We start from the raw sequence: 23,598 nt of genomic DNA on the forward strand, positions 1-23,598 counted from the left end.
CGGCGCCGCTTCGGCCCGCTGCACGGCGTGATCCACGCGGCGGGCGCCGTCCGCGACTCCCTGCTGGTGCGCAAGACCTCGCAGGAGGCCCGGGACGTCATCGCGGCCAAGTGCGACGGGGCGGTGTGGCTCGACGACCTCACCCGCGACGATCCCCTGGAGTTCCTGGTTCTCTTCTCCTCCGTGGTCGCCGCCGTCGGCAACCCCGGCCAGAGCGACTACGCCTACGCCAACGGATTCCTCGACGCGTTCGCCGAGACCCGCGAGGCCGAACGCGCCGCGGGCCGGCGCTCCGGCCGGACCCTGTCGATCGCCTGGCCGGCCTGGAGCGGCGGAGGCATGGCCGCCGCACTCGCCGCCGACGACGCCCTCGGCGTCGCGGAGGGCGTGGCCGTCTTCGAGCGGGCCCTCGCCTTCCCCGGGACACACCTCGTCCTGCTCCCCTCGGCCGCCGCCGACGCCCTGACGGCGGGTACCGGGCAACCCGCCCCGAACACCCGGACCGGCACGTCCACTTCGGCGGACGACGACGGCGAGCGGAGCGACCTGCGGCGGCTCGCCGTCGGCCTGCTGACCGACGTCCTCGCCGAGGAACTGCGCGTACCCGCCGAACGCATCGACCCCGGGGCGCCGTTCGAGCAGTACGGCATCGACTCGGTCATGGTGATGCGGGTCTCGGAGCGACTGGAGCGTGTCTTCGGCCCGTTGCCCAAGACCCTGTTCTTCCAGTACGCCAACCTCACCGAGATCGCCGGCCACCTCGCCCGCCGCCACCGCACGGCACTGGAGGCCAGGCTCCCCCGAACCGAGACCGAGACCGACCCCGCCCCCGTCTCCGCCCCCGTCTCCGCCCCCGTCTCCGCAGCCGTGGCCGCCCCGGACCCGGCCCCCGGGGCGGCGCCGCCGGGCGACGCCGACGGCGTCCAGGACATCGCCGTCATCGGCCTCGCCGGCCGTTACCCCGGCGCCCGCGACCTGGAGGAGTTCTGGCACAACCTCGTCCGGGGACGCGACTGCGTCACCACCGTCCCGGCGGACCGCTGGCCCCTGGAGGGTTTCTACGACCCCGAGGGCGGCCCGGGCCGCAGCTACGCCAAATGGGGCGGATTCCTCGACGGCATCGACCGGTTCGACCCGCTGTTCTTCGGCATCGCCCCGCGCGACGCCGACATGATGGACCCCCAGGAACGCGTCTTCCTGGAGACCGTCTGGCACGCCCTGGAGGACTCCGGACGCACCCGCGCCGATCTGCGCCGGGGCACGACCGGCGTCTTCGTCGGCGTGATGTACGGCGACTACCAGCGGTACGGACCCGCACCGGACGGCCGCATGGGCGTCTCGTCCTACGCCTCCATCGCCAACCGGGTGTCGTACTTCTTCGACTTCCGCGGGCCCAGCATGGCCCTGGACACCATGTGCTCCTCCTCGCTCACCGCGCTCCACCTGGCCTGCGAGAGCCTGCGCCGCGGCGAGTGCGACACGGCCGTCGCCGGCGGCGTCAACCTCAGCACGCACCCCGACAAGTACCGGCAGCTCAGCCTCGCCCGGTTCCTGTCCACCGACGGCCGCTGCCGCAGCTTCGGCGCCGGCGGCGACGGCTACGTGCCCGGCGAGGGCGCCGGGGCGCTGCTGCTCAAGCCGCTGGCGGCGGCACGGGCGGACGGCGACACCGTGCACGCGGTGATCCGGGGCAGCGCCGTCAACCACGGCGGGCGCACCAACGGCTACACGGTCCCCGGCACCCGGGCCCAGAGCGCGGCGATCCGGGAGGCGCTGCGCCGGGCGCGGACGCGCCCCGGGGACATCGGGTACGTCGAGGCGCACGGCACCGGCACCGCCCTCGGCGACCCCATCGAAGTGGCCGCCCTCACCGAGGTGTTCGCAGCCCCGGACGCCGCGTCGACCGAGCCGCCGGCCGGCCCCGGCGACGCGTCCCGCATCCCGATCGGCTCGGTGAAGTCGGGCATCGGCCACCTGGAGTCGGCGGCCGGAGTCGCCGCGGTGACCAAGGTCATCCTCCAGATGCGGCACCGGACGCTGGTGCCGTCCCTGCACGCCGAGGAGCTCAACCCCCATGCCGGGCTGGACTCCTCGCCCTTCCGGGTGCAGCGCGACCTCGCCGGGTGGGCGCCGCGCGGCACGGACCGGCCCCGCCTGATCGCGGGCGTCAGCTCCTTCGGCGCGGGCGGCTCCAACGCCCACGTGATCCTGGAGGCGCCCGAGCCGGACCCGGTGCCGGGGGACGCCGACGAGGGCCGGCAGATCGTGGTGGTCTCCGCGAAGGCCCCGGACCGGCTCGCCGACCTGGCCGCCCGGCTCGCCGGCCAACTGGCTGGGTGGGGCGCGCGGGACGCCCTGCCCGAGCGGCTGCGCGGGTACCTCATGACGCGGCTCGCGGACCTGCTCGGGCTGCGCCCCGGGGACCTGGGGGAGGACGACGACCTGGCCGACTGCGGGTTCGACGAGGTGACGCGGGCCCGGCTGGGCGCCGCCGTGGCCGAGGAGTGCGGGCTGCCCACCGACGAACTGCCCGCCACCGCCGGCACCGTACGCGACCTGATGAGCCATCTGACGACACATCAGGAGGGGTCGCTGCGGGCCCACTTCGCGGCCCCCGCTCCTCAGGCTCCGCCGGGACCCGCACCCCGGCTCGTCGATGTCGCGCACACCCTCCAGACCGGCCGGGAGGCGATGGACGAGCGGCTCGCCGTCGTCGCGGACGACCTCCAGGAGGCCGTCCGGGGACTCAGGGCCTACGCCGACGGCCGGACCGACGCCCCCGGCGTCTTCAGCGGACGCACGAGCGACGACCACGACACACCGGCCCCCGGCACCCCCGAACCCACGCCCGGGACCGGCGACACCCCCGAAGCGCTCGCCGCCCGGTGGGTGCGCGGCGCCCCCGTCGACTGGCGGGCCCTGCACACCGGCCGCCGGCGCCGCACCGTCCCGCTGGCCGGCTACCCCTTCGCCCGGGAACGCCACTGGCTCGACACCGCGCCGCCCCCGGCGACCGCTCCCGTACCCGAACTCCCCGCGCCGGACGACCCGGAGGCCCTGATGGACAGCACGGCGGACACCGCACACCGGCCCCCGGCCCCCGACGACCTCAGGGCCTGGCTGGAGCGGACCCTCACCGAGTTCGCCGGCGAGGCCGTCGGACTCGACCCGGCCCGCGTCAACCGGCGTACACCGCTCGGCGATTACGGCTTCGAGTCGGTGTCCCTCAAGGCGCTGGCCGACCGCGTCTCCACCCGGCTCGGGGTCGCCTTCTCGCCCACCCTGTTCTACGAGCGGCGCGGCATCGCCGGAGCCGTGGACTGGCTGATCGAGGAGTACGGCGACCGGCTCACCGCCCACCGGGACCGGACCCTCCCGGCACCGGCCCCGCGCGACCAGCTCCGGGCCCACCCGGAGCAGCCGACGACGGCCCCGGCGCAGGCCACCACGACAGCCTCGGCACCGGCCACCACCACCGCCCCGGCGAAGGCCACCACCGCCCCGGCACAGGCGACCGCCACCGCCCCGGCCGACGCCGCCCCCGCCCCCGCCCCCGTCGCCGTCATCGGCATGAGCGGGCGCTTCCCGGGCTCCCGCGACCTCGACCACTACTGGGAAAACCTCTACCACCGGCGGGACCTGATCACCGAGGTCCCCGCCGACCGCTGGGACTGGCGGGCCCTGGACAGCGAGGAGCTGCCGCCCGAGCGGCGCACCCCGTACCGGTGGGGCGGGTTCGTCGAGGGGGCCGACACCTTCGACCCGCTCTTCTTCGGCATCTCCCCGGCCGAGGCCGAGATGATGGACCCCCAGCAGCGGATGCTGCTCCAGACGGTGTGGGCCGCCGTCGAGGACGCCGGGTACCGGCCCTCCGCGCTGGCCGGGCGCCCGGTCGGCCTCTTCTCCGGCATCCAGTTCAGCGACTACCAGCACCTGATGCACGAGGCCGGCGTCATGAGCGCCCAGTCCGGCCTGGGCAACGAGCACTCGATCTCCGTGAACCGGATCTCCTACCTGCTCGACCTGCGCGGACCGAGCGAGCCCGTCAACACCGCCTGCTCCAGCTCCCTGGTCGCCGTCCACCGGGCCGTGCGCTCCCTGCGCCAGGGCGAATGCGAACTGGCCGTCGCGGGCGGCATCTCGCTCAACCTCTCCCCGCACTCCACCGTGGCGGCGGGCATGATGGGCCTGCTCTCCCCGGACGGCCGCTGCAAGACGCTGGACGCCGCCGCCAACGGCTACGTCAAGGGCGAGGGCGTCGGCATGCTGGTCCTCAAGCCGCTCGACCGCGCCCTCGCCGACGGCGACCAGGTGCACGCCGTCATCCGCGGCACCGCCGTCAACCACGGCGGACGCGCCGCCTCCCTCACCGCCCCCAACGCCGAGGCGCAGGCGGCCCTGGTCTGCACCGCGGCCCGCGAGGCCGACGTCGGCCCGGAGTCCATCGGCTACCTCGAACTCCACGGCACCGGCACCGAACTGGGCGACCCCGTCGAGATCAACGGCATCAAGCTCGCCTTCCGCAGGCTCGCCCGGGAACGCGGCGCGACGCTGCCCGCCGGACCGTACTGCGGCATCGGCTCCGTGAAGACGAACATCGGGCACCTGGAACCGGCCTCCGGCATCGCCGGACTGATGAAGATCATCCTGGCGCTGCGGCACCGCGCGCTGCCCGGCATGGCCCACCTGGAGGAGGTCAACCCGTACGTCGACCTGACCGGCAGCCCGTTCCACATCGTCGACGGCACCGTCCCCTGGGAGCCCCTCACCGGACCCGACGGCGGCCGGCTGCCGCTGCGGGCCGGGGTCAGCTCCTTCGGCTTCGGCGGGGTCAACTCCCACGTCCTCGTCGAGCAACCACCCGCCCGAGCACCCCGCGCGGACGGCGGCGCGCGGGGCGACCACGTCTTCGTGCTCTCCGCGCGCGACGAGGCCGCCCTCGGCCGGGCCGTCGCCCGCCTCACCGACCGGCTCGCCGCCTGGAACCGCGACCCGGCCTCCCGCCCCGGCGCGGACGCCGTCGCCTTCACCCTCCGCGAGGGCCGGGAGGAGATGCGCGAACGGCTCGCCGTCGTCGCCCCCGGCCTGGACGCGCTGCACGCCCGGCTGACCGAGGTGGCCGCCGGTGACACCGGCGCCCCGGGCGTCCACCGGGGCCGCGCCGAGGACCCCGGCGCCGCCCCGGCCCGCCCCGCCGCCCCGGCCTCCGCCGCCCCGGTCGGCCCGCACGAGCTGGCCGCCGCCTGGGTGGGCGGCGCCCCCGTCGATTGGACGTCCCTGCCCTCCACGGGCACCGCACCACTGCGGACCTCGCTGCCGACGTACCCCTTCGACGAGAAGCGGTACTGGTTCACCGCGCCCCCCGGCGGGCCGGCCCCGGCCGCGCCGCCCGCCGTCCGCACCGCCGACGCGGCCCCCGCGCCGGACGCCGCGCGGGACGGGGCGGCGCTCACCGGGGAGGCGTACGTCCGCGCCGCGCTGCGGGACATCCTCCTGGAGAAGCTGAAACTCGCCGACGACGAACTCGACGAGGACCGCGACCTCAAGGACTTCGGCGTCGACTCCATGCTCAGCGCCATGATCATGCAGGTGGTGCAGGAGGTGTTCGACGTCCAGGTGCCGCTGACCGCCCTCGTCGACCACCCCACCCTGCGCTCCCTCGCCGCCTACGTCCACGAGGAGTTCTTCGCCGACCAGGAGATCGGCGGCGTCGTCGCCGGCCACGCCGCGGCGGCGGACCCGGACGCCAGGCAGAACCGGCTCCCCGCCGAACTGCTCCCGATCAACATCGGCGGCGAGGGCCAGCCCTCCTTCTGGGTGCACGGCGCCACCGGCTACTCCACCTGGTTCCAGAACCTCTCCCAGGCCCTCGGCCCCGACTACCCGCTCTACGCCTTCCAGGCCCGCGGCACCGACGGCTACTCCATGCCGCAGAGCCTCGACGAGATGGTCGACCACTACATCGACTGCATCCGCCAGGTGCAGCCCGAGGGCCCCTACGTCATCGGCGGCTACTCCTTCGGCGGCCTGATCGCCATGCGCATGGCGCAGCGGCTGCACGACGAGGGCGAGGAGATCCGCCACCTCGTCATGTTCGACACGTACCCGGCGACGCAGGAGGTGTTCGACCGGCACCACGGGATGTACGACCGGGACTTCCTCCAGCTCTACCTGACCAACTACTTCCTCCGGCTGGACGAACACCCCGAGCGGGCCGTCCGCAAGGAGGACGTGGCCCATCTGCCCGCCCCGCTCCAGGTGGCCGAACTCGCCCGGCTGGCCAAGGAACGCGGCGGACGCCGCCTCGCCGCCGACGACGTCTACCGCTACCTCAAGGGCGGACTGACCTGCTCAGAGCAGGCCGAGGGCATCTACCAGGTGTACGAGATGCGGGACTACACCGCCTCCGACGTGCTCTTCTTCAAGGCCACCGACGGCTTCACCGGCCGCGCCAGCGCCCTGTACTGGCAGCCCACCCGCATCCTGGACGGCTACGACTACGAGACCCCGTGGCGGGAGGTCGTCAAGGGCGGCTTCCAGGTCGTCGCACTCGACAACGACCACCTCAACCAGCTCGAAGAGCCCACCCTGACCCCCGCCGCCCGGCGCATCGAGGCCCTGCTCAAGCAGCCCCCGCAGGTCGACACCGACGCCTACGCCGCCTTCCGCGAGGGCTTCGAGGCGCTCACCGCCTTCGGCAACCGGTTGCTGGCCCACGTCGTCCGCGGCACCGGCACCCTTTCCGGCGACGCGGAACCCGTCACCCGCGCCGAACTGCGCGACCGGCTCGGCGTCCGGCCCCGCTACGGGCGGCTCTTCGACGCCTGCTGCGACATCCTCGTCCGCGAGGGGTACGCGCTGGAGCGGGACGGCGGCGCCCTGACCGCGACCCGCAAGATGGCGCAAGCCGCCTTCCCCGGCGGCGAGGAGGAGATCGCCGGGAAGGCCGCGGAGCTGGCCGCCGCGCACCCCTCGGTCGCCGACTACCTGCCGCTGCTCACCACCTGCCAGAGCGCCCTGCCCGACGTGATGGCCGGCCGCCGGGACGCCACGGACGTCATCTTCCCCGGCGGTTCCATGGAACTGGTCGCCGAGATCTACAAGGGGAGCATCCAGAGCGAGTTCTACAACCGCCTCGTCGCCGACGCGGTCGAGGAGCACACACGCCACTTCGCCCGCCGCTACCCCCGCGCCCGGCCCCAGGTCTTCGAGATCGGCGCCGGCACCGGCGGCACCAGCGTCTTCGTCCTCGACGCCCTGAAGAACCTCGGCGACCGGCTCCGCTACCTGTACACGGACGTCGGCGCGGCCTTCCTGCGTGTCGCCGAGCAGCAGTTCGGGCCGGGCCGCCCCCACGTCGAGTTCGACACGTACGACGTCGAACGGCCCCCGGCCGCCCAGGGGTACGAGCCGCGCACCATGGACGTCGTCATCGCCGGCAACGTGCTGCACACCACCCGGGGGATCGACACGACCCTGGCGCACTGCCGGGACCTGCTCAAGCCCGGCGGCATCCTCGTCGTCAACGAACTCACCCACCGGCTCGACTACAACACGCTGACCTTCGGACTGACGCCCGGCTGGTGGCTGTTCGAGGACGAGGACCTGCGCGTCCCGGGCTCGCCGCTGCTCGACGCCCGGGGCTGGCGCCAGGCGCTGCGCCGCGCCGGGTTCGAGGAGACGCGCATCCACGGTGTCGCGGGGCAGGACGAGGACGATCAGGCCCAGTGCGTGATCGTCGCCAAGGCGGCGCCCGCCCCGTGACCCGGCGGAGCGGCAGAACAGCGGAGGAAGCAGCGGTCGTGATCGAAGTCGACGGACTGTCCTACACCTATCGCGGCGGGTCGCGGCCCACCGTGCGGGACGTCTCCTTCACGGTGGGCCCCGGCGAGGTCTTCGGGTTCCTCGGACCGAGCGGAGCGGGCAAGAGCACCGTGCAGAAGATCCTCACCGGCCGGCTGGAGCCCTACGAGGGCACCGCGCGCGTCCTCGGCCGCGACGTGGCCGGCCGCGGCGCCGACTACTACGAGGAGATCGGGGTCGGCTTCGAACTCCCCAACCTCTTCATGAAACTGACCGGGCGGGAGAACCTGCGCTTCTTCGCCTCCTTCTACCGCTCCACGGCGGACCCCGTCGAACTGCTGGCCCGCGTCGGCCTCGACGAGCACGCCGACCGCAGGGTCGAGGACTACTCCAAGGGCATGAAGATGCGCCTGTGCTTCGTCCGCGCGCTCCTGCACGATCCCCGGGTCCTCTTCCTCGACGAGCCCACCAGCGGACTCGACCCGGTCAACGCCCGGCTGCTCAAGGACATGGTCCAGGAGCAGCGCCGGCGCGGAAAGGCGGTCTTCCTGACCACGCACAACATGCACGACGCCGAGGAACTCTGCGACCGGGTGGCGTTCTTCGTCGACGGGACCGTCCGCCGCAGCGGCGCCCCCAAGGAGCTGTGCGCCGAGGACGCGCGGCGGCACGTCGTCGTCGAGTACCGGCAGGACGGCGTCCTCGCCGTCAAGGAGTTCCCCCTGGACGGGCTCGGCACCGACGAGGCGTTCCTCGGCCTGCTGCGCCGGCACGAACTGGTGTCGGTGCACTCCCGGGAACGCTCCCTGGAGGACGTGTTCGTCGCCGCGACCGGACGGAGACTGACATGACCGCCCTCGACACCCCGGCGGTGCGCGGCCCCCGCGACACCCTGCGCACCCTGGCCCGCGCCGTGCTCTGGGACCTGCGGCTCCAACTGCGCTACCAGATCGTCACCGTCGCCGTCCTGGTCACCGCCGCGTACGGGGTCGGGCTGCGGCTGATCCCGGAGCAGTGGCGCGGCGACGTGACGGTGGTGCTGGTCCTCTCCGACCCCACGATGATCGGCTTCCTCTTCGTCGGCGCCCTGATGCTCTTCGAACGCGGCGCGGGCACCCTGCACGCGGTCGCGGTGACCCCGCTGACCCCGGCGCTGTACGTGGGTGCCAAGGCGCTGTCGCTGACCACGGTGTCGGTGGTGTGCGCGCTCACCATGACGGGCGTGGCGCACGGGACGGACTTCCGGCCGGTGCCGCTGCTCACGGCGGTCGTCCTGACCTCCGTCCTCTTCGTCTGCGTCGGCGTCGCGGCCGTGGTGCGGGTGCGCTCCCTCAACGAGTACCTGCTGATCGTGCCGGTCTTCCTGGTGCCGCTCTACCTGCCGCTGCTCGGCTTCCTCGGGATCGGCGGGCGGGCCCCCTACCACGTCCTGCCCACCCAGGCGTCGCTGCTGCTCATCGAACGGTCGCTGGGACCCCGTCCGCTGTGGGAGGTCTTCTACGCCGTGGGGCTGCTCGTCGTCGCGGGCGCCGCCGCGTTCCTGTGGGCGGTGCGCTCCTTCGACGCGCAGGTACGGGGCCGGGTGAGGGCGGCGTGAGGACCGCGACGGCCATCTGGGCCAACGACCTGCGCACCGTGGTCCGCGACCGGACGGTGGGCGGGCTGCTCGTCGTCCCGCTGGTCTTCCTCGTCCTGCTGCGGATCGGGGTGCCGCTGCTGGAGCGCCGACTGCCCGCGGCGGGCGACCACCACGCCGAGCTGCTGGGCCTCTTCTGCGTGATCGTCGGCATGTTCCCGGCGTTCATGACGGCGCTGCTGATGGTGGACGAGCGGGACCAGGGCCTCGTCTCGGCGTTCCGGGTGCTGCCGGTCTCCCCGGCCCGGTTCCTCGGCGCCCGGCTGGCGATGGCGGGCCTGCTGGGCCTGCTGTACCCGCTGCTGCTCATGTCCGCCTCCGGCCTCGGCTCGTACGGGGCCGGCCGGGCCCTGGTGCTCGCGGCGCTGTGCGCGGCGGGCGGGGCGGCGGCGCTGCTGGTCGCGGTCTCCCTCGCCAAGAACAAGATCGAGTGCCTCACCGCCTTCAAGGCGCTCTTCGTCCTGGCCGCGATCGGTGTCACGGGCGCCCTCGGCGACTTCTCCGGGGTCAACACGGTGCCCGGCGTGCTGCCCGCCTACTGGGTCTTCGGAGCGTTCGCGGCCGGCGGCACGGGCGAGTTCCTGAGCGCCTCCGCGGTCGCGGCGCTGCTGTACGGCATCGTCGTGGGCATCTTCCACCGGCTGTTCCGCCGGAACTTCTTCTGACCCCCCGCGCGGTCGCCCGGATCGACGGGCCGGGGGCCGCCCCCATGGACGAGGAGCGACCGACATGAGCATGGTGCAGGACAGGACCGAGGACACGGTCCCGGCGGACACCCGGGGGCGGGTGGAGGGTCTGCGCGCGGTGCGCGCGCGGGCGCTCGCCGGGCCGGGTGAGAAGGCGACGGCGGCGCAGCACGCCAAGGGCAAGCTGACGGCGCGTGAGCGGATCGAGCTGTTGCTGGACCCGGGTTCCTTCCAGGAGGTCGAGCAGCTCCGCCGGCACCGGGCGAGCGGTTTCGGCCTGGAGGCGAAGCGGCCGTACACGGACGGTGTGGTCACCGGCTGGGGCACGGTCGAGGGCCGGACGGTCTTCGTCTACGCGCACGATTTCCGGATCTTCGGCGGGGCGCTGGGCGAGGCCCACGCCACCAAGATCCACAAGATCATGGACATGGCCATCGCGGCGGGGGCTCCGCTGGTCTCGCTGAACGACGGCGCGGGCGCCCGTATCCAGGAGGGTGTCTCGGCGCTCGCCGGGTACGGCGGCATCTTCCAGCGCAACACCAGGGCGTCCGGTGTCATCCCGCAGATCAGCGTGATGCTCGGCCCGTGCGCGGGCGGCGCGGCCTACAGCCCGGCGCTGACGGACTTCGTCTTCATGGTCCGCGAGACCTCGCAGATGTTCATCACCGGTCCGGACGTGGTCAAGGCCGTCACCGGCGAGGAGATCACCCAGAACGGCCTGGGCGGCGCCGACGTCCACGCCCAGACCAGCGGCGTGTGCCACTTCGCCTACGACGACGAGGAGACCTGCCTCGCCGAGGTCCGCTACCTGCTGTCGATGCTGCCGCAGAACAACCGCGAACACCCCCCGGTCGTGACCTGCGACGACCCGCCCGGCCGCCGCTCCCCGGACCTCCTCGACCTGGTCCCCGTGGACGCCAACCGCCCGTACGACATGCACCGCGTGCTCGCCGAACTCGTCGACGACGGCGAGGTCATGGAGGTCCACGAGCACTGGGCCCGCAACGTGGTCTGCGCCCTCGCCCGCCTGGACGGCCGCGTCGTCGGCCTGGTGGCGAACCAGCCCCTGGTCCTCGCCGGGGTGCTGGACATCGAGGCGAGCGAGAAGGCGGCGCGCTTCGTCCAGATGTGCGACGCGTTCAACATCCCGATCGTCACGCTGCTGGACGTCCCCGGCTTTCTGCCCGGCGTCGACCAGGAACACGGCGGCATCATCCGCCACGGCGCCAAGCTCCTCTACGCGTACTGCAACGCCACCGTGCCGCGGATCTCGCTGATCGTGCGCAAGGCGTACGGCGGCGCCTACATCGTCATGGACAGCCAGTCCATCGGCGCCGACCTCACCTACGCCTGGCCCACCAACGAGATCGCCGTGATGGGCGCCGAGGGCGCCGCCAACGTCATCTTCCGCCGCCAGATCGCGGGTGCCGACGACCCCGAGGCCGTACGCGCCCGCCTGGTCGACGCCTACCGGGCCGAGCTGATGCACCCGTACCACGCCGCCGAACGCGGACTGGTCGACGACGTCATCGACCCCGCCGAGACCCGTGAGGTGCTCGCCCGCTCGCTCGCCATGCTGCGCGCCAAACACGCCGACCTGCCCTTCCGCAAGCACGGCAATCCGCCCCAGTGACAAGGAGCCCCGCGTGAGCACCAGCCACCTGCGCGTCGAGAAGGGCCACGCCGGCCCCGAGGAACTCGCCGCCGTCACCGCGGTCCTGCTGGCCCGCGCCACCGCCGCCCCGGCGGCCCCCGGCCCCGCCGCCGACGCCCCGCGCCCCGCCTGGGCCCGTCCCGAACGGGCCGCCGGCTTCCTCGCCCCGCACAGTTGGCACTGACCGGCGAAGGGCACGTACGGTCCCCTGGGCACCGCGCCGCGGAGTTCAGCTCCCGGGGACCGTGCCCGCGGGCGCCGCGCCCGGCCACCCGGCATCCCCGTGCAGCCGCTCCTCGTTGAGCTGCTGGACCGCGCCGAGCGCGTCGCCGATCGTCGCGTAGTCGACGGCGACGAAGTTCACCGGCCGGCCGCGCTCCCGCTCGCACGCGTGGACCCGCTCCAGCACCCGGTCGCGGGAGTTGACCGTGCCGGCGTCCAGCCGCCGTCCGCCGCCCGCCGTGACGAAGTGGTTCAGCAGGAAGAGCCGCTTGTCCGTGCCGCCCCGGTTCGGTACGCAGCTCATCTGCGCGGGGCTGCGGAAGGCGAACGGCGTCTCCATGCCGTACCGGTAGAAGTTCCGGTACCACGGAGCGGGACCGTCCGCCTTCTCCGCGAAGACGACGAGCCGCCGACCGCTGTCGATCATGTCCTTGAGCTTCGGCCACGGCTTGTCCGGGTCCGCGTCGGGCGTGTACAGCAGGTCGGCCAGCCCGGCCCGCTCGAAGGCGCGGCGGGTGTCCTCGCCGTCCACGCCGTCCTGGACGATCAGCGTCACGACCTCCGTCGGGTTCGCCCGGAGCCAGTCGCCGATCTGCCGCAGCGACGGTTCCAGTTCGAGCGCCCCGGCGCCGCACACCGAGTGGCACAGCCACAGGCCCGGGTGGGGCGGGTTGACCTGCTCCAGCACCCGGGTGAGCCGGTCGCGCAGCTCCGGGGAGAACTCGGAGGCGCTCAGCCGGCCGGCGACCTCCTCGGGCCGCTCCCAGCGGTGGGTGTCCAGCAGCAGGACCCGCACCCCGGCGTCGAGCTGGCCCACCATGTCGGGGTCCTGGAGGGGGCCGATGAACCGGTCCGCGGTCGTCGCCATCGCGTTGTGCGAGGCGAGCTGGACGATCTCGTCGTACCGGGCGTCGCACAGCTCGGCGCTGCCCTGGCAGATGCGCGGGCCCGCGCCGGTCAGCGCCACCGGGGCGATCATCGTGCCGAGCAGCGCGCAGGCCGAGACGGCGGCGGTCAGCAGCGGGGCGTGCCGGGGATCGGTGAGCCGGGGCAGGCTGGGCCGGGTCTGCCAGACCCAGGAGACGGTGATCAGCAGGGCGCTCGCGGCGAGCAGGATGACGGCGACGACGGTGGCCGTCGTCAGCACCCGCTCCACCGCGGCGGCCTGCACGTCGTCGAAGAGCCTGATCGCCGCGGGCGGCCAGGCGGGCGGCGGCCGGAACGGCAGCTCGCCGAGGGCCACCCGCAGCAGCAGCACGGTCAGCCCGGTCAGCGCCGCCGCCGCGGCGGGCACCCAGCCCAGCGGCATCAGCCGGCGCGCGGTCGGCGGGGGAGAGGAGAACCACAGCAGGGTCAGCGCACCGGCGCAGAGCACCGCGGCGGCCGGCTCCACCACCTCCTGGAAGAGCCGCGTCACCGCGCGGGCGTGCTCCGCCTGCTCCGCCACCTCCCGGGACGCGTCGAGGTCGACGCCGAGCACCCAGGTGCCGTCGCTCGCCTCCCGTACCAGCTCCGCCACCGCCGACCGGACCCGCTCGGTCACCGCGGCCGGCGCGATCGCGGCCAGCGCGGCCGTCACGTTCCCCCGGTCCAGCGCCGCCTGCACGGTGGGCCGCACCTCCGCCCGCCCGTCCCGCGGCACCAGCCGCAGCAGCGCGTCCGTCGCGGCGAGCGCCTGCTCGTGGGAGAGCGGCAGGGACGGCAGCCCCTCCAGCGGCGCCTCGCCCGCCACCACCTGCGCCGCGATCTCGGAGAGCCGCTGCACGAACGCCTGGAAGTCCGGCTCGGAGCGCTGTTGCAGCGCGGCCACCGCGTCCCCGAAGTACGCCTCGCTCAGCCGCTGCACATTGGCGACGACCGGCGCGAGGTCGACCGTCACGCGCAGTCGGTCGGCGTCGCCCTCCAGGTACCTGACCACCTCGGTGATCTGCCGGTCGCCCATGGCCCGCAGCGTCTCCGGAGGGATCACCACCTTGAGGTTCGAGGTGACGGTGGACTGGGGCACGGGCAGCCGGTCCAGCAGCTCCTGGGTGGCCGGCGCACCGCGCGGGTCGACCAGGACCTCGTCGTAGATCCGCTGGTAGGCGCGTTCGTCCTCCAGTACCTGTCCGTAGAAGCCGGGGTCGAGCAGGGTGCTGCGCACGACCGCGGCGGCTGCCAGCACGGTCAGGCTCAGCACCGCCACGATCCAGACGAGCACCCTGACCCATGGCGAGCGATGAGTCAGTCCGTCCATGACCCCATTGTCCGGCCTCGGCCGCGTTACCCCGGACGAAGGCCGCGCGGGCCGCCTCCGGGGACCGGAGAGGGGCGGTGGGAGACCCGCTCCCACCGCCCCTCTCCGGTACGTCGTGTGCCGCGGATCAGACCGCCGGGGCCGGGTACGTCGGGTACTCCACCCCCGAGACGTGCTGGACCACGCGCACGACCTGGCAGGAGTAGCCGAACTCGTTGTCGTACCAGAGGTACAGGATGGCGTTGTCGCCCTCCACCTTGAGCGCGCCGGCGTCCACGATGGAGGCGTGGCGCGAGCCGATGAAGTCGCTGGAGACCGCGTCGGGAGCGCTGATGAAGTCGATCTGGCGCTTGAGCGGCGAGGTCAGCGACACGTCCCGCAGGTGGTCGAGGACGTCCTCGCGGGTGGTCTCGCGGGCGAGCTGGAGGTTGAGGATCGCTATCGACACGTTCGGCACCGGCACGCGGATGGAGCTGCCGGTGATGCGGGCCTTCAGGTCCGGGAGGGCCTTGGCGACCGCGGAGGCGGCGCCGGTCTCCGTGATGACCATGTTCAGCGGCGCGGACCGGCCGCGGCGGTCGGACTTGTGGTAGTTGTCCAGCAGGTTCTGGTCGTTGGTGAAGGAGTGGACCGTCTCCACGTGACCGCGCACCACCCCGTACTCGTCGGCCATCGCCTTCAGCGGCGGCACGATCGCGTTGGTGGTGCAGGAGGCGCAGGACAGGATCTGCTCGTCCGGCTTGATGGTGTCGTGGTTGACGCCGTGGACGATGTTGGGGACGTCGCCCTTGCCCGGAGCCGTCAGGACGACCTTGTCGATGCCGGGCCGCAGGTGCTTGGAGAGCCCCTCGCGGTCGCGCCACCGGCCGGTGTTGTCGATCAGGATGGCGTTGGCGATGCCGTACTCCGTGTAGTCGACCGTGGTCGGGTCGTCGGAGTAGATGACCTTGATCTCGTTGCCGTTGGCGACGATCGTGCCGGCTTCCTCGTCCACGGTGATGGTGCCCTGGAACTGCCCGTGGATGGAGTCGCGGCGCAGCAGCGAGGCGCGCTTGACCAGGTCCCCGCCGCCGCTGTCGCGGACGACGATGGCCCGCAGCCGCAGGCCGTTTCCGGACCCGGTCTTCTCGATGAGCAGGCGGGCGAGGAGGCGTCCGATCCGGCCGAAGCCGTAGAGGACGACGTCGCGCGGCTCGCGGCGCTCGATCTTGTTCTCGCCCATGGCCCCGGCGACGGCCTCGGCGGTGAACTCCTCCACCGACAGTCCGCGGTCGTCCTGGCGGTAGGTCGCGGCGAGCATGCCGAGGTCGATCTGGGAGGGGCCCAGGTCGAGCGCGGTGAGGGCCTGGAGGAAGGGGAGGGTCTCGGTGACGGACAGCTCCGCGCCGGCGATCTGCCGGGCGAAACGGTGCGTCTTCAGGATGCTGACCACCGACTTGTTCACCAAGGAACGGCTGTGCAGCAGGACCGTGACGTCCCGCTCGCGGTGGAGCTTCCCGATCATCGGGATCATCGATTCCGCGATCTGTTCGCGGTTCTTCCAATGAGTGAACGAGTCGTCGTTGACAGTCACGTCTCTTATCTTTCGAGCTAGGCGGCGCTCATATGCTAACCCGGAGCCCTCTCTGATCGATCAAGTGGGCCCCCCTGCGATCAGATGATCACGGAAGGGGGCCGGCGGGCAGGCACGGGTGCCGGTCGCGGACCGTGCCGAGGCCGGTGCGCGTGGGCCCGGTTGTCCCCGGTCCGGCGGCGGTGAAGGCTGGACCCATGCACCGGACACGCGTCTCCCGGCACCTCGCGGCCCCCCGCGCCGCCGTCTACCGGATGCTGCTCGACCCCGAGGCGGTCGCGCGGTGGCGGGTGCCCGACGGCATGAGCGCCCGGGTGCACGCCTTCGACGCCCGCGAGGGCGGCCTCTTCCGCGTCTCCCTCACCTACGAGGGCCCCGGCACCGGCAAGTCCGGCGCCCGCACCGACACCTACCACGGCCGCTTCGCCCGCCTGGTGCCCGACGAGCGGATCGTGGAAGTCCTGGAGTTCGAGACCCCCGACCCCGCCCTCCGGGGCGCCATGACCCTCACGACCACGCTCGCCGACGCCCCCGGCGGCGGCACCGACGTCACCGTGGACCACGAGGGGCTGCCCGACGCCGTGCCCGCCGCCGACAACGAGACCGGTACCCGCATGGCCCTCGGCAGGCTGGCCGCCCTGCTCGACGGTGAGGAGCCGGCGGACCACCCGGCGTGACCACCGGGACGCGCCCTGCGCCCGGGGGCGTCCCGGACCCGGGGACCGGACAGGATTGCGCACCCGGTGTCCGGGTACGCGAGCCTGGACGCGCCCGTGCCCACTGTCCGGGTGCTCTCCCCACACCCCCGGCCACCAGGGAATCTGCCATGGACACACCTGCCAACGACAACTCCGTCTCGCCCGCCCAGCGGGCACTGGACACGCTCGCCCGGAACACCGAGGACACCGCCGCGCTCGACACACTGGCCGGCAGCGACGTGCTCGTCCCGGTGCCCGACGACACCGACGACCAGGACGCCGCCGACCCCGGCATGCTGGCCCTGCCCGTACTGGAGCAGCAGGGCGGACGCCAGGTGGTGCCCGTGTTCACCTCGGAGGTGGAGATGGCCGACCTGCTGCCGTACGTCTCCCGCTACCGGCTGGTGCCGCTCGGGGCGCTCGCCGCCCAGTGGCCGGCGGAGGACCTGTCGCTCTCCATCGACGCCGGATCGGAGCACCGGCTCACGCTCACCTCGGACGGGGTGCGCACCCTGCTGGCCCGCCCCTGACCGGGACCCGGCTCAGCCGTCGCCCAGCATGCGGGCCAGCGCGGCCCGCTGCAGGGGCAGCACCCGGGCATGCAGATCACGCCCCTTGCGGGTGAGGGTCACCCACACGCCGCGCCGGTCCTCCACGCACATGGAGCGCTCCACCAGCCCGTCCCGCTCCAGCCGGGCGATCAGACGGGAGAGCGCGCTCTGGCTCAGGTGGACCCGGCCGGCCAGATTCTGCACCCGGCACTGGGCGCCCTCCTCGGGCGCCTCGGTGACCAGCAGGTCCAGCACCTCGAAATCGCTCGCGATCAGTCCGTGCGGATGCAGCGCGCGGTCGATCTCGCACAGCGTGCGCGCGTGCACCGAGAGGATGTCCCGCCACCGCTCCTCGAGCCGCCCACCGGCCGTCTTGGCTGCCATACCCGCACGGTAGCACCGGGGAAACCGCACGCCGAGTGGTCGAACGGCCCGTGCTGAACGGCGAATCGGCCCCCCGCGGCACCCCGGCCGGCCCCTGGCCCGACGGGCACGAGGTGACCCGGTCCGCGGGGGGCGCTAGGCTGCCACGAAAGCCGCGGTCCACCCGCCGCGGCACGGCGGTGGGGCCCGCCGTACCCGAACCGCGGCACCGGCGCCGCCAACGGTCCCTACTTGCGCACGGTGGCACATCCCTGCCCGGCGAGTAGGAGACGCACGACCATGACAGCCCCGAAGACCCGACGGCCCGCGGCCCGCGCCGCGATCCGGCGGCGGCACGCCTGGCGCACCCAGGCCCCGGTCGTCGCCGTCGTGGCGCTCGGCGGGGCCACCGGGGCCTCCGCCCGCTACGCGGCCTCCCTGTGCTGGCCGACGCCCCCCGGCGGCTTCCCCTGGACGATCTTCTGGGTCAACATCGCCGGCTGTGCCGTCATCGGCGTCTTCATGGTGGTCATCACCGACGTGTGGGCCGCCCACCGCCTGGTGAGGCCCTTCTTCGGCACCGGCGTCCTCGGCGGCTTCACCACCTTCTCGGCCTACGCCGTCGACGGCCGCACCCTCCTCGCCGGCGGCGACCCCCGTACCGCCCTGCCGTACCTCGCCGCGACCCCCCTCGCGGCCCTCGCCGCGGTCTGGCTCGCGGCCTGGGCCGCCCGCCGCGTCCTGAAGTGGAGACAGTCATGACGAGACTCACCGGCAGCGCCCTGCGCGTGACGGTCTTCGTCGGGGAGAACGACACCTGGCACCACAAGCCCGTCTACGCCGAGATCGTGCACCGCGCCCACGCGGCCGGACTGGCCGGCGCGAGCGTCTTCCGGGGCATCGAGGGCTTCGGCGCCTCCTCCCTCATCCACACCACCCGGCTGCTCTCCCTCAGCGAGGACCTGCCGGTGGCCGTCGTCATCGTCGACACCGACGAGCGCGTCCGCGCCTTCCTGCCGCAACTGGACGAACTCGTCACCGAGGGGCTGGTCATCCTCGACGACTGCCAGGTCATCCGGTACGTCGGCCGGGAGGCGGGGCCCGCCGAGGGCGGCGCGACCTCGGAAGACGGCCGCCCGTGGTGAACTGGCTGCTGGTCGTCGCGGGCGCCATGGTCGGCGCCCCGCTGCGCTACCTCACCGACCGCGCGGTGCAGAGCCGTCACGACTCGGTCTTCCCCTGGGGCACCTTCACCGTCAACGTCGCGGGCTCCCTGGTCCTCGGCGTGCTCACCGGCGCGGCCCTCGCCGGACCGGCGGGCTCCCGCCTCCACCTGCTCCTCGGCACCGGACTGTGCGGCGCCCTGACGACGTACTCGACCTTCTCCTACGAGACGCTGCGGCTGGCCGAGACGGGCGCCCGGCTGCACGCCGCCGCCAACGTCGCCGCGAGCGTGGCGGCCGGCCTCGGCGCGGCGTTCGCGGGCGTGGCCCTGGCCGAGGCGGCGTGGGGGTGAGCGCGGGGGCCGGCCGGGTCGCCGTCGCAGCGGCCCCGGGCCCCGGCGGCCGGGGCGCCCGGGGCACGCGCCGGGGGCCTCGGGCCGGGGCCCGGCAGGTCCGTGGAGAATGGCGGCCATGAGCACCACCACGGACTACCAGGAGGTCCTGGAGCGCGTCGCCGAGGAGATCGAGCGGACCCCCGGCCGCGGACGGCCCGCCGACTACATCCCGGCGCTCGCCGCCCTCGACCCGCGCCGCTTCGGCATGGCCGTCGCCGAGCCGGACGGCACCGTGCACGGCGTCGGGGACTGGCGGCAGCCCTTCTCCGCGCAGTCCATCACCAAGGTCTTCACCCTCGCCCTCGACCTGGCCCGCGAGGGGGACACCCTCTGGGAGCACGTCGGCCGCGAACCCTCCGGCAACCCGTTCAACTCCCTGGTGCAACTGGAGTACGAGAACGGCATCCCCCGCAACCCCTTCGTCAACGCGGGCGCCCTCGTCGTCACCGACCGGCTGCACACCCGTACCGGCGACGCGGCCGGGGAACTGCTGGAGTTCCTGCGCGCCGAGAGCGGCAACCCGGAGCTGACCTTCGACGAGGAGGTCGCCGCCTCCGAGGCCGGACACGGCGACCGCAACGCCGCCCTCGCCCACTTCATGGCCTCCTACGGCAACATCGACAACCCGGTGCCGGACCTGCTGGAGCAGTACTTCCGCCAGTGTTCGGTCGCCGCCTCCTGCGCCGACCTCGCGCTCGCCGCCGGCTTCCTCGCCCGGCACGGCGTCCGCGCCGACGGCAGCCGCCTGCTGAGCAGCCGTCAGGCCAAGCAGGTCAACGCCGTGATGCTGACCTGCGGCACCTACGACGCGGCCGGCGACTTCGCCTACCGGGTGGGGCTGCCCGGCAAGAGCGGGGTCGGCGGCGGCATCATCGCCGTCGTGCCGGGCCGCTGCACGCTCTGCGTGTGGAGCCCCGGCCTGGACGAGCGGGGCAACTCGGTCGCCGGGGTGGCGGCGCTGGACCGCTTCACCACGCTCACCGGCCTCTCCGTGTTCTGACCGGCCCCGGCCCGTCCCCGCCGGATCAGGCGCCGTCCCCCGGGTCCTGCCTGCGCCGCCGGGCCAGGACCAGGGCGCCCGCGCCGATTCCGGCGGCCCCCGTCACCATCCCGGCCTCCGCCCAGGCGGTGCCGCTGCGGTGTTCCGGGGCGGCCACGGCGGGCGGCACGGCCGTCGGCCCCGGCTGCGGCGAGGCGGCGCGCACCCCGCCCGGGTCGAGCGAGCCGACCGGATCGACCCGCCCGGCCGCCCGGAACCCCCAGTCGAGCAGGGCGCGGGCCTCCTCGTAGACCGCGTACCCGCCGCCCTCCTGAGGGTTCATCACGGTCACCACGAGGGTGCGCCCGTCCCGGCGGGCCGCGGTGACCAGCGTGTTGCCGGCGTTGCTGGTGTAGCCGTTCTTGATGCCGATCAGCCCCGGGTACGGCTCCACGCCGTCCTCGCCGGTCAGCAGCCGGTTGGTGTTGCGGATGCCGAACGAGGAGCCGCCCCCGTCCGGGAAGTAGGCGTCCACCTTGGCGCAGTACCGGGCGAAGTCGGGGTCGCGGAGCCCCGCCCGGCCGAAGACCGCCAGGTCGTACGCCGAGGACACCTGACCCGGCGCGTCGTACCCGTCGGGCGAGAGCACGTGCGTGTCCAGCGCGCCGAGCGCCCGTGCCCGCGCCCGCATCCGGGCGACCGTCTCGCTCCAGCCGCCGCCGAGCGCGGCCAGCACGTGCACCGCGTCGTTGCCGGAGTTGAGGAAGACCCCGTTCCACAGGTCGGAGACCCGGTACGTGCCGCCCTCGACGACCCCGACCAGGCTGCTGCCGGGGCCGACGTCCGACAGTTCGGCCTCGTCGACCCGGTGGCGGGTGCCGCCCGGCAGGAGGGGCAGCATGGTGAGGGCGAACAGCGTCTTCAGGGTGGAGGCGGGCGGCAGGGGACGGTGCGCGTCGTGACCGGCGAGCACGTCGCCGCTCTCGGCGTCCGCCACCACCCAGGAGAGCGCGGAGACCTCGGGGACCCGCGGCGCCCCGGGGCGGAGCCGGACCTGCGTGCCGGGGCGGTGCAGTACGGCCTCCTCGGCACCCCCGGCCCCGGCGGATTCCGGTGGCGCCGACGAGCCCGGCCCGCCGGGCGTGCCGGGGTCCGGGCGGCCCGTACGCGCGACGGCGGCGGGCATCACGGTCAGCAGACCCGCCACGCACAGCAGACACGTGGACCGAGCCGCCCGGGATGAGAATCCGATAGCCATACCGCAAACGTAGGAAGGGGACCCGCAAGCGCCATACGGGCCGGTCCGACTGGCGCACATCGGCACCCGTATGGCCGTGTCCGGCGAGGTTCTGACGGACCGCCCGGCGCGGGGGTCAGGCGGCGGGCAGGGTCGGCTGGACCCGCCGGAGGAAGGCCGCGTTGTCCGGGGTCCTGCGCAGCCGGTCGAGCAGCGTCTCCAGGCCCTGTCCGTCGCGGCCGTCCAGCGCCCGGCGCAGCCCGCGGGTGGCGCCCGCCTCGGCCGGGGACAGCAGCAGTTCCTCGCGCCGGGTGCCGGAGCGGGGCAGGTCCACGGCGGGGAAGACGCGGCGGTTGGCGAGGTCGCGGCCGAGCCGCAGCTCCATGTTGCCGGTGCCCTTCAGCTCCTCGAAGAAGAAGTCGTCGGCGCGCGAACCGGTCTCCACCAGGGCGGTGGCCAGCAGCGTGAGGGAGCCGCCCTCCTCGGCGGCGCGGGCCGCGCCGAAGAGCCGCTTGGGCCCGAGCAGCGCCCCGGCGTCGACCCCGCCGCTGAGGGTGCGTCCGGTGGGCGCGGCGGCGTGGTTGTGGGCGCGGCAGAGCCGGGTGAGGGAGTCGAGGAGGACGACGACGTCCTCGCCGGCCTCGACGAGCCGCTTGGCCCGCTCGATCACCAACTCGGCGAGGGCGATGTGCTGCCGGGGTCCCTGGTCGAAGGTGGAGGCGTAGACGTCGCCGCGCACCGAGCGGCGCATGTCGGTGACCTCCTCGGGGCGTTCGTCCAGGAGCACGACCATCAGCCGGCACTCCGGGTGGTTTCCGGCGACCGCGGCGGCCAGTTGCTGGAGCAGGACGGTCTTGCCGGTCTTGGGCGGGGCGACGATCAGCCCGCGCTGCCCCTTGCCGACCGGCGCCATCAGGTCGACGACCCGCCCGGCGAGGCCCGAGGCGGGATGTTCCAGGCGCAGCCGCTCGTACGGGTGAAGCGGGGTCAGGTCCCCGAAGCGGCGGCGGTCCGCCGCCGGGGCGCGGCCGTCGACCCGGATCACCTCGGTGATCGCGTTGCGTTCGCCGCGCACCGCCTCGATCAGATCGCCCTTGCGCAGGGCGTGGCGGCGGATCAGCGCGGGGGACAGGGACGGATCGGACGGCTGCGGCAGCAGCTCCGGCGAGCGCAGGCGGCCCCGGCCGCCCGGGTCGATGTCGAGGACACCGGAGGCGATCTCGGCCGGCGAGCGCCGCACGGGGGTGTGGTCGAGGGTGGTGGTCATGGGCGGTCCTTTCACGGACGCGGGCACAGGAAAGCGTGGGGGAGGAGATGCCGTGCACGAGGGCGGACGGAGGTCACGCCCGGACGGCGGGGAACAGCACCCCGGAAAGCGCGGGAGAACCCGCTCACGAGGCCGTGCTGGGAAGGAAACGGAGACACACCGGTCCGGAGCGGACGGGTGTCGCGGCGTAACAGAGAGGAACCGGCACCGGCGCCCAGGAGAGGGCGTGCACGAGTGCCAACCGGGACCGTACCACGCCCAGGCGGGCGGCAACAGGGCCCGGCGACGGATTTTCCGCTTCCGTGTCTTGTCAACACCACGGGCCCGGTTTCTGTTCCGGCGCGGGCCCGACCGGCGGCCCACGCTCTAGGCTGGCGGGATGTTCAGCCCGGAAGGCCCCACCCTGCGCGAACTCGCCGTCCAGGCGTTGTCCTCCGTCGAGCGCGGCTACGACCTGCTCGCCCCGAAGTTCGACCACACCCCGTACCGCACCCCGGACCGGGTGCTCGACGCCGTCGCCTCGGGGCTGGCCCCGCTCGGGCCGTTCGGCCGGGGGCTCGACCTGTGCTGCGGCACCGGCGCGGGCGTCGGCGTGCTCGCCCGCCTCTGCCGGGACGGGGTGACCGGGGCCGACTTCAGCGCCGGCATGCTCTCCGCCGCCCGCGCGCACCCCGTGCCCGCCGGCCCGGAGGTCACCTGGGTGCGGGCGGACGCCCGCGCGCTCCCCTTCGGCCCCGTCTTCGACCTCGTGGTCAGCTTCGGCGCCTTCGGGCACTTCCTGCCCCGCGAACTGCCGGGCCTGTTCGGGCAGGTGCGCTCCGTGCTGCGGCCGGGCGGCCGGTTCGCCTTCCCCGTCGGCGCCCCGCCCCGGCCCGGCTCACCGGCGTACTGGACGCTGCTGGGCTTCGACGCGGCGATGCGGGTGCGCAACGCCCTGTGGAGGCCGCCGTTCGTCATGTACTACCGCACGTTCCGCCTCGGCGACGTGGGCCGGGAGCTGGCGCGGGCGGGCTTCCGCACCGACCTGTACGCCCTGCCCGGCTTCGGCAGCCGCCCCGACGGGAGCCCCCGCGCCCGGCTGGTGGTCGCCCGGCGGCTCCCCTGACCGGCGGCCCCGGCGGCCCTGACGGCCCCG

Annotated in this window: 18 protein-coding genes (1 of these 18 running past the window's edge); 13 read left to right on the forward strand and 5 right to left on the reverse strand. The window is 74.0% G+C overall.

Annotated features, from left to right (window positions below):
* The 6 genes from J5Y05_RS32210 to J5Y05_RS09855 form a co-directional block, all read left to right on the forward strand.
* A protein-coding gene (locus tag J5Y05_RS32210) for an SDR family NAD(P)-dependent oxidoreductase (RefSeq protein ID WP_210870415.1) crosses the window boundary here: on the forward strand, nt 1–7,764 show its 3' portion. The gene continues 3,900 nt to the left of window position 1, outside the view; only the last 7,764 of its 11,664 coding nucleotides appear in the window; its start codon lies beyond the left edge, outside the window; it ends in the stop codon at nt 7,762–7,764.
* A gap of 38 nt (nt 7,765–7,802) precedes the next feature.
* The gene (locus J5Y05_RS09835) at nt 7,803–8,654 is read left to right on the forward strand and encodes an ABC transporter ATP-binding protein (protein ID WP_210870417.1); all 852 of its coding nucleotides are present in this window, start codon (nt 7,803–7,805) and stop codon (nt 8,652–8,654) included.
* Entirely contained in the window at nt 8,651–9,400 is a 750-nt protein-coding gene (locus tag J5Y05_RS09840) for a fluoroquinolone export ABC transporter permease subunit (RefSeq protein ID WP_210870419.1), read from the forward strand. Before J5Y05_RS09835 ends, J5Y05_RS09840 begins: the two co-directional genes overlap by 4 nt.
* The gene (locus tag J5Y05_RS09845) at nt 9,397–10,104 is read left to right on the forward strand and encodes an Rv2686c family ABC transporter permease subunit (RefSeq protein WP_210870421.1); all 708 of its coding nucleotides are present in this window, start codon (nt 9,397–9,399) and stop codon (nt 10,102–10,104) included. Before J5Y05_RS09840 ends, J5Y05_RS09845 begins: the two co-directional genes overlap by 4 nt.
* A 64-nt stretch (nt 10,105–10,168) precedes the next feature.
* Entirely contained in the window at nt 10,169–11,758 is a 1,590-nt protein-coding gene (locus tag J5Y05_RS09850; protein ID WP_210870423.1) for an acyl-CoA carboxylase subunit beta, read from the forward strand.
* 13 nt (nt 11,759–11,771) lie between these two features.
* The gene (locus tag J5Y05_RS09855) at nt 11,772–11,963 is read left to right on the forward strand and encodes an acyl-CoA carboxylase subunit epsilon (protein WP_210870425.1); all 192 of its coding nucleotides are present in this window, start codon (nt 11,772–11,774) and stop codon (nt 11,961–11,963) included.
* A gap of 45 nt (nt 11,964–12,008) precedes the next feature.
* Here J5Y05_RS09855 and J5Y05_RS09860 read toward each other — a convergent pair whose 3' ends face one another.
* Nucleotides 12,009–14,237 carry a PI-PLC domain-containing protein gene (locus tag J5Y05_RS09860; protein WP_210870427.1) on the reverse strand — a complete coding sequence of 743 codons (2,229 nt, stop codon included), beginning with the start codon at nt 14,235–14,237 and terminating at the stop codon, nt 12,009–12,011.
* 127 nt (nt 14,238–14,364) lie between these two features.
* Nucleotides 14,365–15,810, reverse strand: coding sequence for a glyceraldehyde-3-phosphate dehydrogenase (locus J5Y05_RS09865; RefSeq protein ID WP_210870429.1), 1,446 nt, complete (start codon nt 15,808–15,810; stop codon nt 14,365–14,367).
* A gap of 197 nt (nt 15,811–16,007) precedes the next feature.
* Here J5Y05_RS09865 and J5Y05_RS09870 point away from each other — a divergent pair, with 197 nt between their 5' ends.
* A complete protein-coding gene (locus J5Y05_RS09870) occupies nt 16,008–16,487 on the forward strand; it encodes an SRPBCC family protein (RefSeq protein ID WP_210870432.1) in 480 nt (159 codons plus the stop codon).
* A gap of 149 nt (nt 16,488–16,636) precedes the next feature.
* Complete coding sequence (locus tag J5Y05_RS09875; protein ID WP_210870434.1) at nt 16,637–17,038, forward strand: SseB family protein; 402 nt, start codon at nt 16,637–16,639, stop codon at nt 17,036–17,038.
* Between the two features lie 12 nt (nt 17,039–17,050).
* Here the strand turns inward: J5Y05_RS09875 and J5Y05_RS09880 are convergent, their stop codons facing one another.
* Nucleotides 17,051–17,443 carry a MarR family transcriptional regulator gene (locus J5Y05_RS09880; RefSeq protein ID WP_210870437.1) on the reverse strand — a complete coding sequence of 131 codons (393 nt, stop codon included), beginning with the start codon at nt 17,441–17,443 and terminating at the stop codon, nt 17,051–17,053.
* A gap of 279 nt (nt 17,444–17,722) precedes the next feature.
* Between J5Y05_RS09880 and J5Y05_RS09885 the strand changes: the two genes are divergently transcribed.
* The 4 genes from J5Y05_RS09885 (at nt 17,723) to J5Y05_RS09900 (ending at nt 19,980) form a co-directional block, all read left to right on the forward strand.
* The gene (locus J5Y05_RS09885) at nt 17,723–18,184 is read left to right on the forward strand and encodes a fluoride efflux transporter FluC (RefSeq protein WP_210870439.1); all 462 of its coding nucleotides are present in this window, start codon (nt 17,723–17,725) and stop codon (nt 18,182–18,184) included.
* Nucleotides 18,181–18,567 (forward strand): DUF190 domain-containing protein, encoded by a 387-nt coding sequence (locus J5Y05_RS09890; protein ID WP_210870441.1) that lies wholly within the window; start codon nt 18,181–18,183, stop codon nt 18,565–18,567. Before J5Y05_RS09885 ends, J5Y05_RS09890 begins: the two co-directional genes overlap by 4 nt.
* Nucleotides 18,564–18,938, forward strand: a complete 375-nt coding sequence (gene crcB, locus J5Y05_RS09895; RefSeq protein ID WP_210871419.1) for a fluoride efflux transporter CrcB — start codon at nt 18,564–18,566, stop codon at nt 18,936–18,938. The genes J5Y05_RS09890 and crcB overlap by 4 nt, the downstream gene beginning before the upstream one ends.
* Before the next feature lie 109 nt (nt 18,939–19,047).
* Entirely contained in the window at nt 19,048–19,980 is a 933-nt protein-coding gene (locus tag J5Y05_RS09900) for a glutaminase (RefSeq protein WP_210870443.1), read from the forward strand.
* Nucleotides 19,981–20,005: 25 nt separating this feature from the next.
* Here J5Y05_RS09900 and J5Y05_RS09905 read toward each other — a convergent pair whose 3' ends face one another.
* Both J5Y05_RS09905 and rho read right to left on the reverse strand, forming a co-directional pair.
* A complete protein-coding gene (locus J5Y05_RS09905) occupies nt 20,006–21,217 on the reverse strand; it encodes a D-alanyl-D-alanine carboxypeptidase family protein (RefSeq protein WP_210870445.1) in 1,212 nt (403 codons plus the stop codon).
* Nucleotides 21,218–21,332: 115 nt separating this feature from the next.
* On the reverse strand, nt 21,333–22,463 hold the full coding sequence (rho, locus tag J5Y05_RS09910) for a transcription termination factor Rho (RefSeq protein WP_210870447.1): 1,131 nt from the start codon (nt 22,461–22,463) through the stop codon (nt 21,333–21,335).
* 379 nt (nt 22,464–22,842) lie between these two features.
* Between rho and J5Y05_RS09915 the strand changes: the two genes are divergently transcribed.
* Complete coding sequence (locus tag J5Y05_RS09915; protein ID WP_210870449.1) at nt 22,843–23,568, forward strand: class I SAM-dependent methyltransferase; 726 nt, start codon at nt 22,843–22,845, stop codon at nt 23,566–23,568.
* Nucleotides 23,569–23,598: the final 30 nt, after the last annotated feature.

The organism is Streptomyces tagetis, assembly GCF_018069565.1.
GTDB lineage: Bacteria > Actinomycetota > Actinomycetes > Streptomycetales > Streptomycetaceae > Streptomyces > Streptomyces tagetis.

Bases quoted from the DNA above. Each gene is read 5' to 3' on its own strand.
- J5Y05_RS09870 (WP_210870432.1), top strand. From the start codon at position 16,008: ATGCACCGGACACGCGTCTCCCGGCACCTCGCGGCCCCCCGCGCCGCC.
- J5Y05_RS09875 (WP_210870434.1), top strand. From the start codon at position 16,637: ATGGACACACCTGCCAACGACAACTCCGTCTCGCCCGCCCAGCGGGCA.
- J5Y05_RS09915 (WP_210870449.1), top strand. From the start codon at position 22,843: ATGTTCAGCCCGGAAGGCCCCACCCTGCGCGAACTCGCCGTCCAGGCG.
- J5Y05_RS09850 (WP_210870423.1), top strand. From the start codon at position 10,169: ATGAGCATGGTGCAGGACAGGACCGAGGACACGGTCCCGGCGGACACC.
- J5Y05_RS09885 (WP_210870439.1), top strand. From the start codon at position 17,723: ATGACAGCCCCGAAGACCCGACGGCCCGCGGCCCGCGCCGCGATCCGG.
- J5Y05_RS09900 (WP_210870443.1), top strand. From the start codon at position 19,048: ATGGCGGCCATGAGCACCACCACGGACTACCAGGAGGTCCTGGAGCGC.
- J5Y05_RS09880 (WP_210870437.1), bottom strand. From the start codon at position 17,443: ATGGCAGCCAAGACGGCCGGTGGGCGGCTCGAGGAGCGGTGGCGGGAC.
- rho (WP_210870447.1), bottom strand. From the start codon at position 22,463: ATGACCACCACCCTCGACCACACCCCCGTGCGGCGCTCGCCGGCCGAG.
- J5Y05_RS09890 (WP_210870441.1), top strand. From the start codon at position 18,181: ATGACGAGACTCACCGGCAGCGCCCTGCGCGTGACGGTCTTCGTCGGG.
- J5Y05_RS09840 (WP_210870419.1), top strand. From the start codon at position 8,651: ATGACCGCCCTCGACACCCCGGCGGTGCGCGGCCCCCGCGACACCCTG.
- J5Y05_RS09860 (WP_210870427.1), bottom strand. From the start codon at position 14,237: ATGGACGGACTGACTCATCGCTCGCCATGGGTCAGGGTGCTCGTCTGG.
- J5Y05_RS09905 (WP_210870445.1), bottom strand. From the start codon at position 21,217: ATGGCTATCGGATTCTCATCCCGGGCGGCTCGGTCCACGTGTCTGCTG.